Raw genomic sequence first — 21,559 nt, 5'->3', positions numbered from 1 at the left:
GCGAAAGCGTCAGCCTGGGCAACTCAAACCCAGGCAACGGCCAACAACCCCGCCCCCAACACCACACACAACGGCGAATAAACCCAGGTATCCCAGCGGGCAAACCTGGACCCTTTGACCTCCTTGAAAAACCCCACCAGCTCCGAATCGCCAATCGCCCGGGCGAACAACAGGATCGCAATCGCACTGATCACCCATTGCAACGCCCGATGTTGCACCTGCGGCAGCCACCAGCCGACCCGCAAGCACACCAACAGGGCAATCACCAGCAAAGCGGCCGCTACCAGCAGGGTGATCCAGCCTTGCGGCTCAAAAGCCGGATGCAACTGCACTCCGCCCTCCACCGGCACCTGGGGCACTGCTGCCACCGTCGCCCACTCACCACCCAACGCCCAATACACGTGTACCAAACTGATCGCTGCAAATATCGTCACCAGCCATTGAGCCAACGCAAAGGTCATGGTTGAAGATCCTTGAAAGAGATTTGGACAGAATCATCCTAGTCGGCATTTTTTGAAGTGCACGACCGGTCGGCGGTGAAGTAAAGTGCCGCCCCATGAAATTCTCTCGAACCGATCGCTCACTGTTGGCCTGGACGCTCTACTGCTGCGTTCTGCTCAACGTGTTCTCCTGCAGCATCGGTCACGGGCAAATGGTCGGGATGCAGCTCAACGGTATCGGCGGCCAGTTCTGTACGGTCGATCCGGCCACCCAGGCACCGGTCTCGACCAATTCCTCCCAGGACCAATTGCCGACGCTGTCCAAGGCCTTCGGCTGTCCGTTGTGCTCCACCGGAGGCATGGGACCGGCGTTCAATTCCAGCCTGACCCTGGCGATCCTTCCCGAGCAACACAGCCCGCCATTGGCGCCGATCGCCAGTGCCGACCTCCCTGCCCGCTTCATCTGGCCCTCGGCCAATCCGCGCGCGCCGCCGCTCGCCTGAATCTCTTCGCCTCTACCGACCAGCCCACTTCGCCAACGCGAGGCGTTTGCGTGTGCGCTGCTTGCTAACCGAGCATTCAGGATTCATCGATGACACGTTTTTCTTTCGTTACCAGCCCTTTGCTGGCGAGCCTGTTCGGCTGCCTGTCCGTTAATGCCTGGGCGCAATCCACGGTCGATCTCGCACCCATCACCATTGATGGCGATCAAACCGCCGCGTCCAGCCTCAACATTGACCAGTCCAGTGGCATGGCCTCGCGCCTGGGTTTGAGCGTGCGGGAAACCCCGGCCTCGGTGGCCATCGCCAACCGCAACGACATCGAGCGCCACGGCGCACAGAACTTCCAGGACGCCGCCAACACCCTGCCCGGCGTGAATGCCAGCGCACCGCCGGGCTTCGGCGGCTTCGTCTCGTACCGGGGCTTCACCAGCAGTCAGATCACCCAGATGTTCAACGGCGTCAATGTATCCGGCGGTCTCGCCCGGCCGGTGGATGCGTGGATTTATGACCGGGTGGAGCTGGTTGGCGGTCCGTCATCGCTGATCAATGGTGCCGGCTCCGTGGGCGGTTCGCTGAACTACGTGACCAGACTGGCGACCCGTGAAGAGCAGGCGTTGGAAGGCCGGGTCAGCTACGGCACCTACGACGCCACAGAAACCGCCTTCGGCCTGAATCACGCACTCAGCGAGGCCGGCGCGGACGTGCAGCACTACGCCCGCCTCGACGTCAGTCACAACACCGGCAACGGCTATATCGACCGCCAGGAGCGCGATGCCTGGAGCGTAGCGTTCTCGCTGCTCAGCGACCTGACGCCGAACCTGTCACACACCCTGGCCCTGGAATACCAGGACGAGCACGAAGACAGTCCCTACTGGGGCACTCCCGTACTCAACCCAAAGGCCGGTGAGCTGAAAATCGACAAACACAACCGCTTCAACAACTACAACGTCGAGGACGGCCGCTACGAGCAACGGACGATCTGGGTGCGCTCGATCATCGACTACCGGATCAACGACAGCACCACCCTGCGTAACATGCTTTACCACCTCGACAGCCAGCGCGATTACCGCAACCTGGAAACCTACCAATACAACGCCGACAACAGCGCGGTGAACCGCTCCACGGCGTATCAGGTGCGGCATCAGGGCGAGCAGAACGGCAACCAGTTCGAACTGCGTCACGACAACTCGCTGCTGGGGCTGGCCACCACCTGGTCCGGCGGTTTCGAATACAAGGTCAACCAGACCACCAACTCACCCCTGAACGTCAAAGGCGCCAGCACTGTCGATCCGGATAACGATGAGCCAGGTCACTTCTACGACATTCCCGGCACTCAACAGGGTTTCATCAGCGACAAGACCAACGAGGTCACCACCAAAGCCTTGTTTGTCGAGAATCGCCTGGCGCTCACCGACAAACTGTCGTTGCTCACCGGCCTGCGCTATGACGACATCAACCTGGACGTGACCAACCATCGCGTCGTGACCGCGAGCAATCCACGGCACCTCAAACGCAGCTGGGAGCCGGTGACCGGGCGGGTCGGCCTGACTTACCAGATCCTGCCTTCGACGAATGTCTACGCGCAGTACAGCACCGCCGCCGAACAGCCCAATGGCACGCAAGACTTTGACGTGTCCACGGGCAAGCAGTGGGAGATCGGCAGCAAGTTCGATTATCTGGACGGTCGCGGTGCAGCGACGGTGGCGGCCTATACGATCGAGCGCAAGGACTTCGCAGTGACCGACCCGCTGGACCCGACCTTGAGCATTCCGGTAGGCCAGCAAACCTCCAAAGGCATCGAAGTGGCCAGCTCACTGCGGGTCACCGACAAGCTGTTGGTCGAAGGCAACTTCGCCTGGGTCGATGCCCGGTACGACGAATTCACTGAAAAGAATGCGGCCGGTGTGGTGGTTTCACGCAAGGGCAACACGCCGGCCAACGTGCCGGACCGGGTGGGCAATCTGTGGCTGACCTATGACTTCGCGCCGCAATGGCAAGGGGGTGTCGATGCACGCTACGTGGCGTCGGTGTTTGCCAACAGCGCCAACACCATGACCGTGCCGTCGTACACGCTGTTCGGTTCATTTCTGAGCTACAAGGTTGATCGACACACCACCGTTACTGGCCGGGTGCGCAACCTGACCAACGAGGTGTATGCCAAGTTTGCCCATGTATCGCCGGCGTACTATTTGGGTACGCCGCGGACTTTTGAGCTGGCGGTGCAGACGCGGTTTTAAAAGCAAAAGCTTCGCGAGCAGGCTCGCTCCCACAATAGATATGTGGCGTTCACAGATTACCTGTGGGAGCGAGCCCGCTCGCGAAAGCGGCTCGAAATTCACCCCATCACTTCAACTCAGCAGCCACCTTGTCCGCCACATTCTTGGGCACCCAGGCCTTCCACACATCCGGATGCTTCTTCATGAATTCCTCCGCTGCCTGACGCGGCGGGGTGTGTTTTTCGCTCATATCCGCCAGGGCCTTGTTCAAGGGATCGATGGGAAAGTCGACCTTGGCGAAGAACTCGGCTATCTGCGGATACTGCTTCTGGAACGGCGTGGACACACCGATGGACAGTTTCGAGGGCAGCGAACGGGTGGGCTTCGGGTTCGGGTTGTCGGCGTCGGTCAGGGTTTTCCAGGCTTCGGCGTCGAATGGTGGCTCTTCCAGCTGAATCAGTTTGAAGCGGCCGAGCAACGGCGTTGGCGACCAGTAATAGAACAACACCGGTTTGCCCCGGCGGATCGACGAACTGATCTCGGCATCCAGCGCCGCCCCCGAACCGCTGCGGAAGTTCACGTAGCTGTCATCCAGACCGTACGCCTTGAGCTTCTGCTTGTTGACCACTTCCGAGGTCCAGCCAATGGGGCTGTTGAGGAAGCGCCCCTTGTTCGGCGCTTCAGGGTCCTTGAACACGTCCTTGTATTTGGGCAGATCGCTGACACTGCGTAGCTCCGGCGCCATCGGCTTGATGCCCTTGGCCGGGTCGCCCTTGATCACGTATTCCGGTACCCACCAACCTTCGGTGGCGCCCTTGACCGTATCGCCGAGCGCGACCACCTTGCCTTCGGCCTCGGCCTTGACCCACACCGGACTGCGCCCGGCCCACTCTTCGCCAATGACCTGAATGTCATTGTTGGCCAGGGCGGTTTCCAGGGTGATGGTGGTGCCTGGCAACGTGTCGGTCGGCAGGCCGTAGCCCTTTTCCACAATGATCCGCAGGATATCGGTGATCAGGCTGCCGCTTTCCCAATTAAGGTCGGCGAAATGGATCGGCGCCTGGGCGGCCAGCACCGGAACGGGTGACGCCAACAATCCGCAAGTGGCCAGGACAGCAGCCAGCAACCGTCGAAAACCTTTCATGCTTTTGCACCTCGTGCTGATCACAGCAATAGCAGGATGGCCAGGCAGAAGACCGCAAAGCCTCTGAAACTTCAGTCAATTGACTGTAGTAGAGGTTCCTGCTTTCGAGGGACTCGGATTAATGTTCGGAAACGTCCTGCAATCGCACCAGTTCTCGTCTGACCATGCTGGCGTACTCCGCCGGACGCAATGCATAGAGCTGTGAGGCCACCCAATTCAGCCAGGCTCCCTGCAGAACAGGTTTGTGCTCGAACAGCCTCAGGGCTTCGGCTTGGGCACTGGCCTGATTCTGCTGGTGGAAGTCGGCGCGGGTCAGGCTCATCACTCGCTGGCCTTGAACGTCACCAGTTCGCCTTTGCGCCACTTGGCGGCCTTGGCGGTCACAGCCTTGAGCGTCTTGGTCAGGCCTTCCTGCAATTGCTGGTGGGCGGCGAACACCGTCACCACGCTGTGACCTTCCTTGAATATCACCGCTTGGCCATCGGCAGTGGTCACAAAGGCGTAGTCGCCCAGGCCGTAGACCGTCAGTTTGATTTCGCGGAATTTGATTTCCAGCTTGCCACCTTCGCGACTCGGCAGGACCGAGGCGCTGAAATGGTCGCCGACCTTGAGTTTGAGCCCCGGCTTGTCGTCCACCACCAGCGCCGAGTCGGTGTCGATTTCGGCGACGTAGATGCCTTCGGCGTTCTGTTCGGTGATGTAAACGAAACGTGACTGAAACTGTTTAACCAGCTTTGCGCGCAAATCACCCAGCACGAACAAAGCATGCATATCGAGATTACTTACTGCCAAGGAACCATCCCCACATCTGTAAATGATGCCGCGCGCTTGAAATGCGCACAGCCGAAAAAAGCGGCAATGCCGAGGGTGAAGCCAGATAAACCCGGATCGAGATCCTGAATGAGCAGAGGGCCCATCCATCCAGAGGCTTGAGCAGATTACTGGACGCCGCTCGCCTCGTCCTGCCAGGCATTCGTCAAAGGTTGAAGGAAAACGCCCTTTGTACGGCCGGAGAAATACGGACTATCAACTTCAGGGAAAAAACTCTCAAAAAAAAGCACTTTTCCGACATATCGCCAAGCAAAAATTGCTTTAGATAAACACAGATCACCCACCAGTGAGGGTGATTCTAGAGCAGCCATGCTCGCCGAGACTACCCATAACGACGTACATACGTCGGTAAAACAACGAAAAGGACTTCCTATGTGCACCTTGACTCACTTCGACCATCCCTTGGCAGATCCATCGATTTCCCGTTCGCAAGGGTTACCAGACGCTGAACCTCAAACCCGATGCCCCGTCTTTCCGAGGTTTCAAGTGATATTGGCTGGCAATGCCTTCTTCCATATCAAAGAAATTTCCACGGGGCATGTAAGAGGTTTCCGTGCCAATCATAACGAAGCCTGTGCCCTCGCCCGCTCGCTCGAGTCACGTATTTGACACGACGCGCCTCGCTCATTCATAGAGTCGTTTCGTCATGCCGGCGACTTAACTCAGCCGCCCGCCCGCAACTGCTGCCATACTGCCCGACCAATCAATGGCGCCCCGTCACCACGGGGCGTCGTTGAACACAACAATATATTTCCAAGGGAAGGCCGCAAAGTGACGGAATTTGATATCGGCGAGTTTTTTATCCGGGGCGAAGCCAGAGAAGTCGACGGCGAGTTCCAGGCCGTGATTGTCATGCGCGCCAAGCCACCGCTGAAAACCGTGAGCTATCACCAGGTCGAAAAAGACCGCTGGTTCAAGTCCACGGAGATCGCTGCCCTCGCCGCCCAGGAGTCCGCCAAGGAGCTCAAGGCGGCTGTCGATGCCGGCGCATTGAAAGCCTGATACCCGGTTTTGCGGTCTATGCTCTCTCCTGCGTTTGAATACAGTTTTCGAACTCCTGAAGCGTGGCTCCCTCAGAAGTAATGGAGCCGTTGCTCAGACCTCGAACCCTCTTCACCCTGCAAGGAGATGAAAATGGAATCACCGAACCACGACTTGAAAGGTTTGTTCGACCAACTCGGCCTGGATTCCACCCAGACAGCCATCGACGATTTCATTGCCAGCCACTCGCCGATGCCCGATGACAAGAAACTCATCGATGCCGAGTTCTGGACCCCGCAACAGGCAGGTTTCCTGAAAGAACAATTGCGTGAAGATGCCGACTGGGCGCGGGTGGTCGACGACCTGAACCTGCGTATGCACCAGGTGCACTGACCTCCCGGTTCAATGCAGGCTGTCCGGAATTTCGGCGTTCAATTGCGCCAACCAGGCAGCCTTGCACTCCTCCGCTTCATCGCGACTGGAGAACGCCGTGCCCCGGCGCTCTCCGTTCAACAACACCACCCAGCACACGCTCTGGCCCAAGGCTCGCAAACTGGCGGGCACACCGCTGCCAATCATCACCGCGACATCCACTCTGCTTTGCATGTTGCGCTTCGAACTCCGTTAGCGACCTAACTATGTAGGTAGGGTAATGAGTTCGGTGACGGGGAAACAGCACGACTTTGTAGAGCTCCGTTGTCGAAGTCGTAACAATCTGTGGGGTCTGGGTTGGATTGGGTGAATATCCGTTTCTGCGGTAACGGCCACTTAGGGTTCCGCTTTTACAGCGGGTCACTTTTGGAAGAGCCGGAATGCCGGCCCAGCCAAAAGTAACCAAAAGGCTCTTGCCCCACCACTCGGTGCCTCGCCCAGGCTCGGCACCGAACGAAAAGGGGGCGAAAGCGTTTGGTTACTTGGCGCTTTTCCAAGTAACTCGCCGTAAGGGCGAAACCATTAGTCGCCGTTACCGCAGTAACGGATATGTACACCGACCCAATGCAGCCACTACCGAACCGTCTGCGGCTTATACCCCAACCGCAACCCACCCCAATGCCGCCCCCTGACCACAATCGGCACCGACAAATCATGCATCAGCTCCCCCGTGTCCCGGGTGTAAGTCTGCAACAATACCGCCTGCTGATGACTGCCACAGCGAATCCCGGTGCGGTCGGCGAATTTTCGTTTGGTGCGGTTTTGCAGCGTATCGACCTGCACATCGCCGGTCAGGGGCTGGCTGAAGACGTTGTTGTGAGTCGGCACATAACCCTGCTGGGTGCAGGCAATCGCGAACACCAGACCTTCATGACGCGGCAGCAGTGGTTCCTGGATCGCCGGCAAGACCTGATCGGTGTAGCGGTCGAAACGTGTCTGGTATTTAGCCGGACTGGTGTCGGGGATCGCCTGGTAGTTGCGGTCGAACAAATCGTCGAGGCTGACACGGCCTGCGTCGATGTCCGCTTCGAAACGCGCTGCAATCTGACTCGCGCCTTCGCGCGCCAGGTCGTAGATCCGCTGGTGATAATCGTCCAGCCCGACTTCGGCCAGTCGTTCGCTGATGGTTTCCGCCTGCCCTTCCATTTGCACCGCGGCCTCGGCCAGGCGTCGGGTTTGTTGATCGCTGATGGACAGGTCACTGCGCATCTGTTCGATGGAGTGAAACAGGCTATCGAGTTGTTCGCGATTGGTTTCGGCACCGCGGGCGATTTCCCCGACCTGGGTTTCAACGCTGGCCGCCAGGCGGGCGATGTTTTCCAGATGCTGACCGGTGTGTTCGACCTGCTCGACACCGGTGTCGAGGTCGCTGGACAGCTGGCGGATCTGCTCCACCACCTGCGCGGTGCGTTGCTGGATATCGGCCACCATCTCACCGACTTCCCCGGTCGCGGTCGCCGTGCGCGCGGCGAGTCCGCGAACCTCGTCGGCCACCACCGCAAAACCGCGCCCGTGTTCCCCGGCCCGCGCCGCTTCGATCGCCGCGTTCAGGGCCAACAGGTTGGTCTGGCTGGCGATGGACTGGATGACCAGGGTCACACGCTGGATATCGTCGCTGCGCAGGCTCAGGGCTTCGATCAGTTCACGGCTGCTATTGGCCCGTTCGCTGAGTCGGTGCATCCGCGAAATCGACTCGATCAACTCGCTTCGCCCGGCCGCGCCGCTGCGATGCGCCTCACTCGCAGCGCTCAGCGCCTCGCGACTGAGGGTCGAGGTGGCCTGTTCGGTGGCAATCATCACTTCGGCGTTGCCGACGATTTGCGCTGCTGCACCCAGTTGCGATTGCAGCTTGTCCGCCAGTTGCTTGACCGAAAAGGCCACGCCGGCGGCGGACAGCGCGTTATGACTGGTGGTGTAGGAAAGATCGCGGGTCAACGCGGCGATGGCGCCGGACGTATCGGCAGGAACGGATTCGGGAGTTGCGCGTGAGCGCAGGCGAGGCAGCCAGATAATCAACACGGCCACTGGCAAGCCAAGGTAAAGCGACCAGCCGCCAAGTGTCATGCCACACAGCAACAGCATCAGCGCGATGCTTTGCAACGTCGGTGTCAGCCAGCGGTTTTTCGGCAAAAGTACAGGCGCAGGCACTGCCGCCACCAGAGAACCTTCTCTCGTCATCGTAGTCACCCCAAAAAAATCTTCTAATTGTTGTCTTCGCATTAAGCGCCACTAAAAAGCCATTATCCATAAGCCTTTAGTCGCGGGTATTGCAGCAAATCAATAGAAGATTTCTTGGACGACAAAAAGCATCGCGGGCAAGCCAGCTCCCACAGGGTTCACGATCATCCTGTGGGAGCTGGCTTGCCCGCGATGGGGGCACTGACGAATCAGGCCTGACGCTGGTGCTTGTCGATCTGCTCGTGACGCTCTTGAGCTTCGATGCAGTACTTGGTGGTCGGGCTGATCAGCAGGCGCTTGAGGCCAATCGGCTCGCCGCTGTCGTCGCACCAGCCGAAGCTGTCTTCTTTGATACGTTCCAGGGCTTGTTCCAACTGAGGCAGCATGCGCTGGTCGCGATCGATAGCGTTTACCAGCCAGGTACGCTCTTCTTCCACGGAAGCCGCGTCAGCCGGATCGGCCGGGGTGTCCAGGCTTTCGATGGCGATGCGGTTCTGTTCGATGCGCTCATGGGTTTCGACTTTCATGTTCTGCAACAGCTCGGAGAAAAAAGCATGTTGCTCGGCATTCATGTAGTCATCCGCCGGCATGGCCAGCAACTTGTCCTTTGTCATTGATATCTCTATAAAAAAACGTGCATTAAGGCGAATAAGGGAGCGTTCCGGCGGACCTGGGCAGGCCATCGGAAAGGCGCCGTTTGTTCCAAGCGCCACCCGGCACTCAATTTACGAGGGGCGGCAGTCTAAGGCCGACTTGAGGCCTCAGCAACTGAAAAGACAGCGAATTTGTCCGACAAGGCCTCGAAAATGCGCTATGGCAGGCATCCAGGCGGATATCGGAGTGCGTTTATAGCAAGAAATTCAATCCAGCGGAGGTATATAGAAGACAAACGGACTAGCAACATGGCCCCCTTTTGCAGGTTGCGCAGGCTCGGCTAAGGTTGTACCTCCCGAAATGGCAAACCCAAGGAGCGGTTAAATGAAGTTGATCGGCATGCTGGATTCGCCCTATGTGCGACGCGTCGCCATTTCTGCCAAACGCCTGGGCATTGCCCTGGAGCACGAATCGGTGTCGGTGTTCAGGACGTTCGAACAGTTCCGGCAAATCAACCCGGTGGTCAAGGCCCCCACCCTGGTGCTGGATGACGGTGAAGTGTTGATGGATTCCACACTGATCATCGATTACCTGGAAGCACTGGCTGGCCCGGAACGCAGTTTGATGCCCGCGGGCATCGAGCAGCGCCTGCGTGCATTGCGCCTGATCGGCCTGGCATTGGCGGCCAGCGAAAAGTCGGTGCAGCTATATTACGAGCGCAACTTGCGGCCGACGGAAATTCAGTATGCGCCGTGGGTTGAGCGGGTCGAGGGGCAATTGGCGGCAGCGTATTCGGCGCTGGAGCGGGAGCTGGAAAAGCAACCGCTGAGAACCGATGGCTTGATTGATCAGGTGGGCATCACCCTGGCGGTGGCGTGGAGCTTTACCAACTATGTGGTGCCGGATCAGGTGTCGACTGAGCGGTTTCCGAGGATCGCTGCGTTCACCGGGTATGCCGAGGGGCTTGAGGTGTTTGTCAGTACACCGATTGATTGAGGGTTCCAGATCAAAAGATCGCAGCCTGCGGCAGCTCCTACGAGGATTGTGCAGGAGCTGCCGAAGGCTGCGATCTTTTTGTCTTGAAGTATCAACTCACGTGAACAACGCAATCAGAATAATGATCGGGATCGGTACGCCGAGAAAGAACAGCAGTAATGAACGCATGATGATTCTCCTGGGTTAGCGAACAGGTGGTGCGGTGACGTAAGTGTCGGTTTCCACATACACCACGGCATCCCGGCGACGACCGCCGAAAGTTGCGGCAAGGCTGGCGAAGAACGCACCGGCCAATAACGCAACAAACATCCACAGGGTGGTCATGGCGGCAACCTTGGCGGCTGTGTCCGCAGCCTGTTGTGCGGCCAGCTTTGCGTCGGCCACGGCTTTTTGCGTGCGGGCGTAAACTTCATCGACACGACGCTCGGCATCCGCCTGAGTGAAGTTGGTGCGTTGCGCTACCAGTTGTGCCAGATAGGTACGGTCTTCAGCAGCCAGTTGACCATCGTTGGCCAGAGAGCGAACGAAGATGCGGGTGACGGTCCCGTGCACCGCGTCATCGCTGACGGCGGCCGGACGATCATCGCGGAACAGGCTGTCGATGTAATAACCGTACTGATCGCTATCGATATTGGCCGCTGCAGTACCGGCCACTTGAGTCACGGCACTGGCGGCACCCCCGGCGACCTGCGCCCCGGCTTGCACACCACCGCTGATGATGCCGCTGACCGAACCGGCCACCAGCGTGGCCGTCACCAGCGTCGCCACGCACCAGGCGAGAAAACCGTGGGCGGTGTCGCGGAAATAGACTTCATCGCTGTGCATGCAGGCCCACTTCACCCGCAACCGGCCAGCTATATAGCCACCGAGCCCGGAGGCCACGATTTGTGTGAAAGCCAGCCAGACAATCGTGGTAATGCCCAGACTCTTGGCGCTGACACCTTCATTGGCCCACGGCGATACCGCGGAAAACCCCAGGCCAAAACCCAGCAGCACCAGAATCAGCGACAACGCCGCCGCAGCCGCGGCCCCGGCAAAGATCGCGCCCCACGACACGCCGGACAGCGTGGTCGATTCATCCAGGGCGGGATAGAAACCATCAGAGGATCTATTCATCGTTGTATCGCTCCAGGCAAAAAGATGGTGTTACAACGCTTCGTAATCAGCAGTTGCAGTCACCGTGCCAGTCGCGGCTTTTGAATAAATCGTTGTCTGTCAGCCAGTTATAAAGATTGAACTTCCTCGGCTCTTGCAATATGCAACCAACACGTATGCTCAGCGGGTTTTCTGCATTGGCAGGTCCATGAAGTTTTATTTAGAAAGCTGGCGAACATTTCTTGGCAAAATGTCGCCTATCGTTGTGAACACCTAATCAGGCCAGCCCTATGACCCGCATCTTGACCATCGAAGACGACGCTGTGACCGCCCGGGAAATCGTCGCCGAACTGAGCAGCCACGGCCTCGACGTCGACTGGGTCGACAACGGGCGCGAGGGGCTGGAACGTGCGGTCAGCGGCCACTACGATCTGATCACCCTCGACCGCATGCTGCCCGAGCTCGATGGCCTGGCGATTGTCACCACGCTGCGGACCATGGGCGTAGCCACGCCTATCCTGATGATCAGCGCCCTTTCCGATGTCGATGAACGTGTGCGCGGCTTGCGCGCCGGGGGCGACGACTACCTGACCAAGCCCTTCGCCACCGATGAGATGGCCGCCCGGGTCGAAGTCCTGCTGCGCCGGCAGAACACCGTGACCGCCCAGGCCACCACGCTGCGGGTGGCAGACCTGGAGCTGAACCTGATCAGCCACGAAGCCAGCCGGAATGGCGAGCTGCTCACGCTGCTGCCCACCGAATACAAGTTGCTGGAATTCCTGATGCGCAACACCGGGCAAATCCTCTCGCGGATGATGATTTTCGAAGAGGTCTGGGGTTATCACTTCGATCCCGGCACCAACCTGATCGACGTGCACATCGGCCGCCTGCGCAAGAAGATCGACCCACCTGGCAATGTTCCACTGATTCGGACCGTGCGAGGCTCGGGTTATGTCATTGCCGAACCCGTCTAAAGGCTGGCGCTCTTCCACCAGTCGCCTGCTGGCGCTCTACAGTGCGTTGTTCGTGGCCTGGAGCGGCATTCTCATGGGTGTCATGTACTACGAGGTGTCCGCTTACCTGGACAACCTGGCCAAGCATTCGCTGATGCAACGTCAGCATCTGTTTTCGCACTTCCAGGGCGAACAACTGGCAGATGCCCTCGCCGTCAGCATGACCTTCGACATTCGCGGCATCGACGCCTATGGCCTGTTCGATGCCGAGCATCGTTACCTCAGCGGCGCCCTGCGCCACATCCCCAAGGACCTGCCGCTGGACGGCAAGATCCACATGCTCAACGATTGCGCCGAATCCGACGACCCGACCCTGCCCATCGACAGCTGCGACGCCGTGGCGACCCAGACGAAAGATGGCCACTGGCTGATCCTGGTGCGGGACAACGGTTCGTTGTTTGCCGTGACCCGGATCATTCTCCATGCCTTGTTCTGGGGCGTGACCTTGACCATCCTGCCGGGCATCGTCGGTTGGCACCTGCTTCGCCGTCGGCCGCTGCAGCGCATTCGCGGGATTCAGGCCAGCGCCGAAGCCATCGTCGCCGGTGACCTGACCCGGCGCCTGCCGCTGTCCAATCGCCGCGATGAACTGGACATGCTTGCCGCCATCGTCAACGCCATGCTCGAACGCATCGAGCGGTTGATGAACGAGGTCAAGGGCGTGTGCGACAACATCGCCCATGACTTGCGCACGCCCCTGACCCGCCTGCGCGCGCAGCTTTACCGCATGCAACAACAGGCCGGCGAAGGCTCGGCGCAAGCGACGCAGCTTGACCTGGTATTGGCCGAAGCCGACACGTTGATGGCGCGCTTTCGTGGGCTGCTGCGGATTTCCGAACTGGAGGACCGCCAGCGCCGCTCCGGTTTCGTGCAGCTGGACCCGGTGCCGTTGCTGCAAGAACTGCATGAGTTCTATCTGCCGTTGGCCGAGGACGATGGCCTGACGTTTCAACTGCAACTGCCCGCATCGTTACCTTCGCTCAATGGCGATCGCGCTTTGCTGTTCGAAGCGGTGGCGAACCTGCTCAGCAACTCGATCAAATTCACCCCGCCCGGTGGCCAGGTGATTTTGCGTGGGATTGATGAGAACGGGCATACCCGCATCGAAGTGCTCGACTCCGGCCCCGGCATTCCCGAGTCTGAACGGGTGGCGGTGTTCCAGCGTTTTTATCGCGCCGAGGCGGGCAATCTGAAAAGCGGTTTCGGGTTGGGGCTGTCGATCGTCGCGGCGATTGTCAGCCTGCATGGGTTTACGCTGGAGGTGGGTAACAGTGAACTGGGTGGGGCGCGGTTGGTGCTGGATTGTCGGGAGAGTTTGATACCTCAAGCCTGATACAAAACTGCAGAACTGACACAGAACCTGTGGGAGCGGGCTTGCCCGCTCCCACAGGGATTTCTGGTGCCTATCAGGCTGGGTAGTTTTTTCGCAACGCCTCAAGCCCACCCTGATAAATCCCGGTAAACAGCGCCACCACTTCCTCGTCACTCACCCCCACCGGCTCAAACCGACCGGACCAGGTCACCCGGGCGCCCTGCCCCTGCGCTTCCACACGAATCGTCGCCAGGTAATCCGTGGCCGGAAACGGCGCCTGCAAGATCGAGTAGCTGTAGGTTTTGCCGTCATTGTCGAACGCTTGCAGACGCTCGATCACCACGCCGCCGTCCGCCGTTTGCAGGCTGCGCACGCGCCCGCCTTCGCTGAGTTCGCTCTTGGGAATGAACGGCAGCCAGTCCGGCAGCGAGTTGAAACCGCCGATCAATTGCCAGACCTGATCGGCCGAGGCCGGGATGTCGATGGATGCTGATGTTGTTGCCATGAAAAATATTCTCCAGATTCAAAAAGGTTCAGATGGCCAGGCTGTCGACGACGCCGCCGTCGACCCGCAGGGCTGCGCCGGTGGTGGCCGAGGATAGCGGCGAAGCGATGTAGGCCACCAGGTTCGCCACTTCCTCGACCTCCGCCACGCGCTGGATGATCGAACTTGGCCGGGCCTTGCGCACGAAGGCGTCGGCTTCTTCCCGGACGCTGCGACCGGAGGCGGCGATGGCATCCTTGAGCATCTCCTCCACACCGTCGGTAAGGGTCGGGCCCGGCAGGATCGAATTGACCGTCACTCCAGTGCCCGCCAGACGTTTGGCCAGGCCATGGGACACCGCCAGGTTGGCGCTTTTGGTCACGCCGTAGTTGATCATCTCGGCCGGGATCGCCACACCGGACTCCGAAGACAGGAAAATCACCCGCCCCCAGCCCTGCTTGACCATGTCCGGCACGTAATGCCGGGCCAGGCGCACACCGGAGATCACGTTGACTTCATAGAAGCGCGTCCACTCGCTGTCCGGGGTCTCGAAGAAGTCCACATCGTTGTAGATCCCGAGGTTGTTTACCAGAACGTCGGCGCGCGGTTCGGCGGCGAACAATTTTTCCGCGCCTTCGGCGGTGCCCAGGTCCGCGGTCAAGCCGCGCAACTGTGCACCCGGCACGCTCTGGCGAATGCTCGCCAGGGCCTGCTCGACCTTGGCTGTGTCGCGGCCGATCACCACCACCGTGGCGCCGGATTCGGCCAGCGCCTTGCTGATGCCCAGGCCAATGCCGGCGGTGCTGCCGCTGACAATCGCCAGTTTTCCACTCAGATCGATTTTCATGTTCAGGCTCCAATCATGGGTAATGGGGCTCGTTCGGACACCAGCTTCGCGTCACGCAATGCCTGCCAGAAAGCTGCGGGAATCACCGCCGACAACGCGGCGACATCTTCGGCAATCCGCTCGGGACGGCTGGCACCTGGAATCACTGCCGCCACCGCCGGGTTAGCCAGGGAAAATTGCAAGGCTGCGGCTTTGATGTCGACACCGTGGGCAGCCGCAATGCGTTTGATGTGCTCAACTTTGGCGATGATCGCCGGGCTGGCCTTCTGGTATTCGAAGTGCGCGCCACCGGCGAGGATGCCCGAGCTGTACGGACCGCCAACCACGATCTCGACGTTTTGCGCCAGCGCTGCGTCCATCAGGCGCTGCAAGGCACGGTCATGATCAAGCAGCGTGTAGCGACCGGCCAGCAAAAACCCGTCCGGCTGCGCTTCGCTCAGGTCCAGGGTCAGTTCGCAGGGTTCGACCTTGTTCACGCCCAGGCCCCAGCCCTTGATCACGCCTTCTTCACGCAAGCGGGTCAGGACTTTGAAGGCACCGGTGCGCGCCTGATTGAAGTATTCCAGCCATTGATCGCCGTAGAAATCCTGGGCGATGTCATGCACCCAGACGATGTCCAGGCGATCGGTTTGCAGACGCTTGAGGCTGTCTTCGATCGAACGCATGGTCGCGTCGGCGCTGTAGTCGTTGACGATCTTGTTCGGGCGGCCGTGTTCGAACACCCCGCTTTTCTCGCCCAGATCGCGGGCGGCGGCGTCTTCGACTTCGTCGAGAATCACCCGGCCGACCTTGCTGCTCAGTACATAGTCGTCGCGGTTGTAGCGGGACAGTGCCTGGCCGAGGCGAATTTCCGACAGGCCCGAACCGTAGAACGGTGCGGTATCGAAGTAACGCACGCCGGCCTCCCAGGCGGCATGCACGGTGGCTTGCGCTTCTTCTTCAGGAATGGCGCGGAACATGTTGCCCAGCGGTGCAGTGCCGAAACCCAGTGCGCCGGGCAGTTTGTCTTTCAAGCTCATGATTCAAATCCTCATCAGTTCAGTGGTCAGGTGACCGTTGAGCAGATCCTAGATTGCGATGATCGGACCGTCCAAGACATAATGCGCAGCACTTGAGTCCCTATAGGTCTGACATGATCGACATCCGTCAATTGCGCTACTTCGTCGCCGTCGCCGAGGAAGAACACGTCGGTCGCGCCGCCGAACGCTTGCACATTTCCCAATCGCCCCTGAGCCGGCAGATCGCCCAGCTCGAAGAGCGCCTGGGCCTGACCCTGTTCGAGCGCAGCCAGCAACGTATCCGCCTGACTCGCGACGGCCAGACCTTCCTCGCCGAAACCCGCGCGCTGCTGACCCACGCCAATCGCCTGGAATCCCTGGGCAAACGCCTGGGTCGCGGCGAAGAAGGCGGCTTGTGCATCGGCTACATCGAAAACGCCATGCATGCCGGCGTCCTGCCCAATGCCTTGCGCGTGCTGCGCGGTGACCGGCCGAACGTGCACGTCGCGCTGTACAACCTCAGCTCCGCCGAACAACTCGAAGGCCTGCGTCAGCGTAGTCTGGATATCGCATTGGTCAGCGAACCGCCGACCAACGACGACCCGGACCTGCTGGGTTTCCAGGTGCTGGACGACCCGATGCTGCTGGCCCTGCCCGAGCATCATCCCCTGGCACAGAAAGCAACACTGGTCGCCGCCGACCTGGCCGATCAGGAATGGATTGGTGTGCAGCATCGCCAGAATGCCAGTTGCCACGACGACTTCGTCAGCGCCTGTATCCGCGCCGGCTTCACCCCGGACATCCGCATGCAAGCCACCGAACCGTTTACCGCATTGGGCTTGGTGGCGTCGGGACTGGGGATCGCGATGATTCAGAAAGGCCTGAGCCGCAACGCACCACCGGGCGTGGTGCTGAGGGAGGTGCCGTGGATTTCCTTCACCACGCCGCTGTGGGCGGCGTGGCACCGGATCAACCTGCGACCTTTGGTGGAGACGTTCAGGAAGGTGTTGACCGAACCGGAGCCGGTTCCGGCCTAGTGCACAAATCTCTGTGGGAGATTCTATGTAGCCTGACACTCCGCCTTCGCGAGCAGGCTCGCTCCCACGCTGGGCCTGCGCCGTACATAGGTTTTTGTGTTCACCGAAGACCAAGTGTGGGAGCGGGCTTGCTCGCGAAGGCGGTGTGTCAGTCAACAAATCTGTTGAATGCTACGACGCTTTCGCGAGCAAGCCCGCTCCCACAGATTCTGCGAAACCTTGCGATCTGACTCAGCGCAGCGGTTGCCCCCGCGTCTCCGGCATCCGCAGATAAACCACCAGGCTGATCGCACTGATCACCGCCAGGTAAATCCAGAACCACCCGCCATACCCCCACCCCGCCATCGCCGCCATCAGGTACGGCGCGGTGCCGCCGAACAGGGTCACCGACAAGGCATAGGGCAAGGCGATACCGGTGACGCGCACTTCGGCCGGGAACTGCTCGGCCATGGTCACTGCCGAGGCAGCGCCGAAGCCGGTCATGATCACCATCGACACGGTCTGGATCAGCGTCACTTCCAGCAGGCTGATGCCGGGGTGCAACAGTCCGAAGCTCGGCCAGGCCCACAGGATCGAGGCGATGGCGAAGGCGATCAGCACCGGACGGCGGCCGACCCGGTCCGCCAGTTTGCCGGCGAACGGCATCAGCACCAGCGACACGCCGACGGAAACCACCCCGGCCAGCAAGGTGTCGCGGATCGACATACCGGTGATCAGGTGCACCTGATTGGGGTAACTGACCATCCACACGTAGTTGAGCAGGTTGCCGGCCATGGCGATGCCGATCACCCGCATGGCATCGCGACGATGGCTGAACAGCAGCTCGCGAATCGGACGCTTCTTGCCGTGGCTGGCGATCTTCGATTTGAAAATTTCGGTCTCGCGCACCGACAGGCGAATCCACAAAGTGATCAGCCCCATCAGCGCCGCGATCACGAACGCCACGCGCCAGCCCCAGTCGTACAGCGCGGTGTCGCTGCCCATCGACGCCAGGGCAAAGCCCAGCAGAAACGATACCAGCGTGCCGGCGTTAATGGCGAACCACTGCCAGGACCCGGCAAACGCCCGGCGATGCGCCGGTGCCGACTCGATCAGGAATGCCGACGCCGAGCCGAATTCGCCGCCCGCCGAAAAGCCCTGAACCAGACGGGCAATCACCAGAATGATTGGTGCGGCAATGCCGATGCTTTCGTAGTTGGGGCAGATGCCGATCACCAGCGAAGCCACCGACATCAGCAGGATCGACAGCGTCAGGCCTTTTTTACGCCCATAACGGTCAGCCAATTGGCCCAGCACCGCACCACCGATGGGGCGCATGATGAAGCCGACGGCGAACACCGCCAGCACTGACAACAGCGCGGTGACGCCGTCACCGGCGGGGAAAAACTGCTTGGCGAGGATCGAGGAAAACGTCGCGTAGATCACCCAATCGGTGTATTCGACGATGGTGCCGAGAGTGGCGGCCACTATCGCTTTTTTCTCGGCGCTGTTGAGTTGTCGACCTTCGGTTTGCACAGGTGCAGTGGCAGTGGATGACGGCGGCAATTGACCGTCCACCGTGTGGTAGTTGCTCATATTCAAGACTCCCGTGGGCGCTATTATTGTTGACCTTCGGACGCGGCCTCAGCGTTGCTACGGGAGCAATATCCGGCGTTGCCAGGGTTTCGTGTAGCGAGTTTTCAGGACGGCTCGGTTGACTAAACCTCAAGTCACTGCCTTGAGATTTTCTCAAGGCATGGCCCTTTAAAACTCGGTTGAAGGGTTCTGCGCGAGCAGCGGTAATGGCAGGCAATCATGGGGCTGCCCACGACCTCCCCCATGCCGCGCATTAACAAGAAGAGCTTCACGAGGAGAACCGGCAATGTTTGACAGAACCAACAGCTTCATCGACGGCCGCATCACGCCGCCGCTGGACGGCCAATACGTCGACAAGATCGACCCGCGCACCGGCGAAAAACTCAACGAAGTAGCCAGCAGCAGTCCGGCCGACGTGGCCATTGCCATCGACAGCGCCGCCAGCGCCTTGCAGGCCTGGCGCGACATGCGTCCGGCGTTGCGCGGGCGCATCCTCAACGATTTCGGCCGCCTGATCCGCGCCAGCGAAAGCACACTCGGTGCCCTGGAGCGGGCCGAAACCGGCAAGCCCGGCCGCGAGATGGCGACCCTGATGGACCTGACCGCGCAGTACTTCGAGTTCTACGGTGGCATCGTCAATGTCATGGACGGCGAAGTGATCAACCAGGGCCCCAACTACCACGTCTACACCCGTCGCGATCCGTTCGGTGTGATCGGCGTGATCCTGCCGTGGAACGCCCCGCTACATCAGGCCGCCCGCGCCATCGCCCCGGCCCTGGCCACCGGCAACACCGTGGTCGCCAAACCCTCCGAACACACCTCGGCCTCGCTGGTGGAACTGGCGCGCCTGGCCATCGAGGCCGGCGTGCCGCCGGGGGTGTTCAACGTGATCGTCGGCAAGGGCAGCGTGATCGGCCCGGCCATGGCGCATAACCCGCACATCCGCAAAATCTCCTTCACCGGCGGCATTCGCGCAGGCCAGGAACTGGGGCACATCGCGGCGGATCGCATCCTGCCGCTGACCCTGGAACTGGGCGGCAAGTCGGCCAACATCGTCTTCGACGACGCCGACCTCGACGCCTCCGCCAAGGGCGCGACCCTGGCCTTCACCTGGAACAGCGGCCAATGGTGCGCGGCGGGCACGCGCTTGCTGGTGCAGGAATCGATCTACGAGCGCTTCGTCGACAAGCTGGTGGCCGAGGTTGGCCAACTGCGCGTCGGCCCACAGGATGAAGCCACTTCCGGCCCCATCACCACCCAGGCGCAATTCGAGAAAATCCAGAGCTACTTCGCCATCGCCGAACGCGAAGGCCTGACCCCGGCCATCGGCGGCAAGGTCGCTACCTTGCCCGGCTTCGAAAACGGCTGGTACATCGAACCGACGGTCTACACCGGCGTGACCAACGACATGACCCTGGCCCGGGAAGAAATCTTCGGCCCCATCGTTTGCGTGATCCCGTTCAAGAACGAAGCCGATGCCCTGCGCATCGCCAACGACAGCGAGTTCGGCCTGGGCGCCGGGATCTGGAGCCGCGACATCGGCCGCGTCCACCGCGTCGCCGCGCAGCTTGAGGCGGGTCGGATCGTGGTCAACGAATACAGCGGCGGCTTCGTGCAAACGCCCTGCGGCGGGTTCAAGCAGAGTGGGTACGGGCGCGAGCAAGGGGTGGATGCGCTGTCGCATTACACGCAGTTGAAGTCGGTGATCATTCGGCTCTGAAGCGACCCGGTTCACCCAAAGGCGCAGCCATGGCTGCGCCTTTTTTTACATCCCCAAAACACCGCCACCCCCTGTAGGAGCGAGCCTGCTCGCGATGGCGGTGTGCCAGACGACGGCAATGTCGACTGACACGCCCCCATCGCGAGCAGGCTCGCTCCTACGCGGGATCTGCGGACATCAGGGACACCGCGAAACTATCAGATCTGCTAGTACCCAATCCCGGCATCACCAAAGATACTCAAGCTCCCAGCCCTTGAAAGCCAGGAGCGCCGCAATGTCCTCAACTACACTACTGGCAACCGATCAGCAGCGCTCCGTGCTGAACACACTCAAAGCAAACCAACCGCCGCAAGCCATTGCCTATTCGCCCTATGGCCACCGACCTGCTGCCTGTTGGTTAGTCAGCATGCTGGGGCTCAATGGCGAACTCGCAGACTCAGTGACTGGGCATTATCTGTTAGGGAATGGGTATCGGGCGTTTAATCCGGCGCTAAAACGGTTTAATAGCCCGGATAGTTTGAGCCCATTTAGAAAGGGGGGATTAAATCCGTATGTGTATTGTTTGGGTGACCCGATAAATAGGCACGACCCTAACGGGCACGTCTCCTTCAAAACAATCGGCACGACAGTTTTTAACTTAAACCGCATTGCAAAAAAAGCATCCTTAACAACAAAACTGCCCCCTAAAGCTCGAATAGAGTATCTATCACGATCCTACATCGAGAAAAAAAACAACCTACGCACCAATATCTTCAATAAAGACTTATTGGCAATCACTAGCGATCCGAAACATGAGGTTGTTCACCCTTTGAATCTAGAACACATCTCAGCCAGGACAGTGAAAAAACACGAACTTTCGCTTGATACCACACCTATACGCTTGAAAAAAATTATTGATAACACTCCAGTCGCAAAAGACTATAAAAACTTATTCAACGAAATTCATTTTTGGGGGCAACCGGGCAACCCGCCATCAAATTTAATCTACGACCACTTTGAACTGCGGGATATCTCGGTCAGCAGTCGAGTGGGTCCAGGCAGCCACCAACGCAGAGTAGCTGCCCAGCTTTACCTAGATAAAATAACCATTGAACCACACATAAGAAATCGACTCGCATCAGAAATAGACAAACTTCGATCCATGACTTAACCCTCAAAATACA

The 21,559-nt window shown here is 59.7% G+C and carries 23 protein-coding genes; 11 read left to right on the top strand and 12 right to left on the bottom strand.

The genetic code is table 11. From position 1 onward, the window contains the following. Positions 1 to 23 precede the first annotated feature (23 nt). Entirely contained in the window at positions 24 to 461 is a 438-nt protein-coding gene (locus tag FFS64_RS20085) for a DUF3995 domain-containing protein (RefSeq protein ID WP_137806859.1), read from the bottom strand. 95 nt (positions 462 to 556) lie between these two features. On the opposite strand from FFS64_RS20085, the gene FFS64_RS20080 reads away from it, so the two are divergent. Next, positions 557 to 943 (top strand): DUF2946 domain-containing protein, encoded by a 387-nt coding sequence (locus tag FFS64_RS20080; RefSeq protein ID WP_137806858.1) that lies wholly within the window; start codon positions 557 to 559, stop codon positions 941 to 943. Positions 944 to 1,032: 89 nt separating this feature from the next. Continuing rightward, the gene (locus FFS64_RS20075; RefSeq protein WP_137806857.1) at positions 1,033 to 3,180 is read left to right on the top strand and encodes a TonB-dependent siderophore receptor; all 2,148 of its coding nucleotides are present in this window, start codon (positions 1,033 to 1,035) and stop codon (positions 3,178 to 3,180) included. A gap of 106 nt (positions 3,181 to 3,286) precedes the next feature. Here the strand turns inward: FFS64_RS20075 and FFS64_RS20070 are convergent, their stop codons facing one another. From FFS64_RS20070 to FFS64_RS20060, 3 genes are all read right to left on the bottom strand, one after another. After that, entirely contained in the window at positions 3,287 to 4,303 is a 1,017-nt protein-coding gene (locus FFS64_RS20070) for an ABC transporter substrate-binding protein (RefSeq protein ID WP_137806856.1), read from the bottom strand. 118 nt (positions 4,304 to 4,421) lie between these two features. Then, positions 4,422 to 4,625 (bottom strand): hypothetical protein, encoded by a 204-nt coding sequence (locus FFS64_RS20065; RefSeq protein WP_137806855.1) that lies wholly within the window; start codon positions 4,623 to 4,625, stop codon positions 4,422 to 4,424. Further along, a complete protein-coding gene (locus FFS64_RS20060) occupies positions 4,625 to 5,074 on the bottom strand; it encodes a hypothetical protein (RefSeq protein WP_171017109.1) in 450 nt (149 codons plus the stop codon). The genes FFS64_RS20065 and FFS64_RS20060 overlap by 1 nt, the downstream gene beginning before the upstream one ends. 432 nt (positions 5,075 to 5,506) lie before the next feature. Between FFS64_RS20060 and FFS64_RS31755 the strand changes: the two genes are divergently transcribed. The 3 genes from FFS64_RS31755 (at position 5,507) to FFS64_RS20045 (ending at position 6,508) form a co-directional block, all read left to right on the top strand. Further along, complete coding sequence (locus tag FFS64_RS31755) at positions 5,507 to 5,743, top strand: hypothetical protein (RefSeq protein WP_137806893.1); 237 nt, start codon at positions 5,507 to 5,509, stop codon at positions 5,741 to 5,743. Between the two features lie 162 nt (positions 5,744 to 5,905). Further along, positions 5,906 to 6,136 (top strand): hypothetical protein, encoded by a 231-nt coding sequence (locus tag FFS64_RS20050; protein ID WP_095196018.1) that lies wholly within the window; start codon positions 5,906 to 5,908, stop codon positions 6,134 to 6,136. A gap of 132 nt (positions 6,137 to 6,268) precedes the next feature. Further along, positions 6,269 to 6,508: a DUF2789 domain-containing protein gene (locus FFS64_RS20045; RefSeq protein WP_137806853.1), complete on the top strand. Its 240-nt coding sequence runs from the start codon at positions 6,269 to 6,271 to the stop codon at positions 6,506 to 6,508. A gap of 9 nt (positions 6,509 to 6,517) precedes the next feature. On the opposite strand, the gene FFS64_RS20040 is transcribed toward FFS64_RS20045, so the two are convergent. The 3 genes from FFS64_RS20040 to FFS64_RS20030 form a co-directional block, all read right to left on the bottom strand. Further along, positions 6,518 to 6,721, bottom strand: a complete 204-nt coding sequence (locus tag FFS64_RS20040; RefSeq protein ID WP_095196016.1) for a hypothetical protein — start codon at positions 6,719 to 6,721, stop codon at positions 6,518 to 6,520. 399 nt (positions 6,722 to 7,120) lie between these two features. Beyond that, the gene (locus FFS64_RS20035) at positions 7,121 to 8,344 is read right to left on the bottom strand and encodes a methyl-accepting chemotaxis protein (RefSeq protein ID WP_372242179.1); all 1,224 of its coding nucleotides are present in this window, start codon (positions 8,342 to 8,344) and stop codon (positions 7,121 to 7,123) included. Between the two features lie 590 nt (positions 8,345 to 8,934). Further along, the gene (locus tag FFS64_RS20030) at positions 8,935 to 9,339 is read right to left on the bottom strand and encodes a TraR/DksA C4-type zinc finger protein (protein WP_007935965.1); all 405 of its coding nucleotides are present in this window, start codon (positions 9,337 to 9,339) and stop codon (positions 8,935 to 8,937) included. A gap of 364 nt (positions 9,340 to 9,703) precedes the next feature. Here FFS64_RS20030 and FFS64_RS20025 point away from each other — a divergent pair, with 364 nt between their 5' ends. After that, complete coding sequence (locus tag FFS64_RS20025; protein WP_137806851.1) at positions 9,704 to 10,315, top strand: glutathione S-transferase; 612 nt, start codon at positions 9,704 to 9,706, stop codon at positions 10,313 to 10,315. A 183-nt stretch (positions 10,316 to 10,498) separates the two neighbouring features. On the opposite strand, the gene FFS64_RS20020 is transcribed toward FFS64_RS20025, so the two are convergent. Next, entirely contained in the window at positions 10,499 to 11,431 is a 933-nt protein-coding gene (locus tag FFS64_RS20020) for a hypothetical protein (RefSeq protein WP_137806850.1), read from the bottom strand. A gap of 269 nt (positions 11,432 to 11,700) precedes the next feature. On the opposite strand from FFS64_RS20020, the gene FFS64_RS20015 reads away from it, so the two are divergent. After that, positions 11,701 to 12,384, top strand: a complete 684-nt coding sequence (locus FFS64_RS20015) for a response regulator transcription factor (RefSeq protein ID WP_137806849.1) — start codon at positions 11,701 to 11,703, stop codon at positions 12,382 to 12,384. Beyond that, a complete protein-coding gene (locus FFS64_RS20010) occupies positions 12,362 to 13,756 on the top strand; it encodes a HAMP domain-containing sensor histidine kinase (protein WP_137806848.1) in 1,395 nt (464 codons plus the stop codon). Before FFS64_RS20015 ends, FFS64_RS20010 begins: the two co-directional genes overlap by 23 nt. A 73-nt stretch (positions 13,757 to 13,829) precedes the next feature. Here the strand turns inward: FFS64_RS20010 and FFS64_RS20005 are convergent, their stop codons facing one another. The 3 genes from FFS64_RS20005 to FFS64_RS19995 are packed head-to-tail and all read right to left on the bottom strand — an operon-like array spanning position 13,830 to position 16,085. After that, complete coding sequence (locus FFS64_RS20005) at positions 13,830 to 14,240, bottom strand: SRPBCC family protein (RefSeq protein ID WP_137806847.1); 411 nt, start codon at positions 14,238 to 14,240, stop codon at positions 13,830 to 13,832. Positions 14,241 to 14,268: 28 nt separating this feature from the next. Further along, on the bottom strand, positions 14,269 to 15,066 hold the full coding sequence (locus tag FFS64_RS20000; RefSeq protein WP_137806846.1) for an SDR family NAD(P)-dependent oxidoreductase: 798 nt from the start codon (positions 15,064 to 15,066) through the stop codon (positions 14,269 to 14,271). Between the two features lie 2 nt (positions 15,067 to 15,068). Beyond that, the gene (locus FFS64_RS19995; RefSeq protein ID WP_137806845.1) at positions 15,069 to 16,085 is read right to left on the bottom strand and encodes an aldo/keto reductase; all 1,017 of its coding nucleotides are present in this window, start codon (positions 16,083 to 16,085) and stop codon (positions 15,069 to 15,071) included. Between the two features lie 113 nt (positions 16,086 to 16,198). On the opposite strand from FFS64_RS19995, the gene FFS64_RS19990 reads away from it, so the two are divergent. Further along, on the top strand, positions 16,199 to 17,101 hold the full coding sequence (locus FFS64_RS19990; RefSeq protein ID WP_137806844.1) for a LysR substrate-binding domain-containing protein: 903 nt from the start codon (positions 16,199 to 16,201) through the stop codon (positions 17,099 to 17,101). Positions 17,102 to 17,332: 231 nt separating this feature from the next. Here the strand turns inward: FFS64_RS19990 and FFS64_RS19980 are convergent, their stop codons facing one another. Beyond that, positions 17,333 to 18,676: an MFS transporter gene (locus tag FFS64_RS19980; protein ID WP_137806843.1), complete on the bottom strand. Its 1,344-nt coding sequence runs from the start codon at positions 18,674 to 18,676 to the stop codon at positions 17,333 to 17,335. A gap of 286 nt (positions 18,677 to 18,962) precedes the next feature. Here FFS64_RS19980 and FFS64_RS19975 point away from each other — a divergent pair, with 286 nt between their 5' ends. Together FFS64_RS19975 and FFS64_RS19970 are read left to right on the top strand one after the other, a co-directional pair. Beyond that, a complete protein-coding gene (locus FFS64_RS19975; RefSeq protein WP_137806842.1) occupies positions 18,963 to 20,396 on the top strand; it encodes an aldehyde dehydrogenase in 1,434 nt (477 codons plus the stop codon). A 274-nt stretch (positions 20,397 to 20,670) separates the two neighbouring features. Then, the gene (locus FFS64_RS19970) at positions 20,671 to 21,546 is read left to right on the top strand and encodes an RHS repeat-associated core domain-containing protein (RefSeq protein ID WP_256660496.1); all 876 of its coding nucleotides are present in this window, start codon (positions 20,671 to 20,673) and stop codon (positions 21,544 to 21,546) included. The last annotated feature ends 13 nt before the right edge of the window (positions 21,547 to 21,559 follow it).

It is taken from the genome of Pseudomonas sp. G(2018), assembly GCF_005502415.1.
Lineage (GTDB): Bacteria > Pseudomonadota > Gammaproteobacteria > Pseudomonadales > Pseudomonadaceae > Aquipseudomonas.
The sequence above is the reverse complement of the archived record's forward strand: the minus strand, read 5'-3'. Positions and strand labels throughout refer to the sequence as shown.

Bases quoted from the DNA above. Each gene is read 5' to 3' on its own strand.
- FFS64_RS20005 (WP_137806847.1), bottom strand. From the start codon at position 14,240: ATGGCAACAACATCAGCATCCATCGACATCCCGGCCTCGGCCGATCAG.
- FFS64_RS19970 (WP_256660496.1), top strand. From the start codon at position 20,671: ATGTCCTCAACTACACTACTGGCAACCGATCAGCAGCGCTCCGTGCTG.
- FFS64_RS20060 (WP_171017109.1), bottom strand. From the start codon at position 5,074: ATGCATGCTTTGTTCGTGCTGGGTGATTTGCGCGCAAAGCTGGTTAAA.
- FFS64_RS20075 (WP_137806857.1), top strand. From the start codon at position 1,033: ATGACACGTTTTTCTTTCGTTACCAGCCCTTTGCTGGCGAGCCTGTTC.
- FFS64_RS20035 (WP_372242179.1), bottom strand. From the start codon at position 8,344: ATGATTGCCACCGAACAGGCCACCTCGACCCTCAGTCGCGAGGCGCTG.
- FFS64_RS20070 (WP_137806856.1), bottom strand. From the start codon at position 4,303: ATGAAAGGTTTTCGACGGTTGCTGGCTGCTGTCCTGGCCACTTGCGGA.
- FFS64_RS19990 (WP_137806844.1), top strand. From the start codon at position 16,199: ATGATCGACATCCGTCAATTGCGCTACTTCGTCGCCGTCGCCGAGGAA.
- FFS64_RS20015 (WP_137806849.1), top strand. From the start codon at position 11,701: ATGACCCGCATCTTGACCATCGAAGACGACGCTGTGACCGCCCGGGAA.
- FFS64_RS20025 (WP_137806851.1), top strand. From the start codon at position 9,704: ATGAAGTTGATCGGCATGCTGGATTCGCCCTATGTGCGACGCGTCGCC.
- FFS64_RS20080 (WP_137806858.1), top strand. From the start codon at position 557: ATGAAATTCTCTCGAACCGATCGCTCACTGTTGGCCTGGACGCTCTAC.
- FFS64_RS20020 (WP_137806850.1), bottom strand. From the start codon at position 11,431: ATGAATAGATCCTCTGATGGTTTCTATCCCGCCCTGGATGAATCGACC.
- FFS64_RS19995 (WP_137806845.1), bottom strand. From the start codon at position 16,085: ATGAGCTTGAAAGACAAACTGCCCGGCGCACTGGGTTTCGGCACTGCA.
- FFS64_RS20085 (WP_137806859.1), bottom strand. From the start codon at position 461: ATGACCTTTGCGTTGGCTCAATGGCTGGTGACGATATTTGCAGCGATC.
- FFS64_RS19980 (WP_137806843.1), bottom strand. From the start codon at position 18,676: ATGAGCAACTACCACACGGTGGACGGTCAATTGCCGCCGTCATCCACT.
- FFS64_RS19975 (WP_137806842.1), top strand. From the start codon at position 18,963: ATGTTTGACAGAACCAACAGCTTCATCGACGGCCGCATCACGCCGCCG.
- FFS64_RS20010 (WP_137806848.1), top strand. From the start codon at position 12,362: ATGTCATTGCCGAACCCGTCTAAAGGCTGGCGCTCTTCCACCAGTCGC.
- FFS64_RS20000 (WP_137806846.1), bottom strand. From the start codon at position 15,066: ATGAAAATCGATCTGAGTGGAAAACTGGCGATTGTCAGCGGCAGCACC.
- FFS64_RS20030 (WP_007935965.1), bottom strand. From the start codon at position 9,339: ATGACAAAGGACAAGTTGCTGGCCATGCCGGCGGATGACTACATGAAT.
- FFS64_RS31755 (WP_137806893.1), top strand. From the start codon at position 5,507: ATGTGCACCTTGACTCACTTCGACCATCCCTTGGCAGATCCATCGATT.
- FFS64_RS20040 (WP_095196016.1), bottom strand. From the start codon at position 6,721: ATGCAAAGCAGAGTGGATGTCGCGGTGATGATTGGCAGCGGTGTGCCC.
- FFS64_RS20065 (WP_137806855.1), bottom strand. From the start codon at position 4,625: ATGAGCCTGACCCGCGCCGACTTCCACCAGCAGAATCAGGCCAGTGCC.
- FFS64_RS20045 (WP_137806853.1), top strand. From the start codon at position 6,269: ATGGAATCACCGAACCACGACTTGAAAGGTTTGTTCGACCAACTCGGC.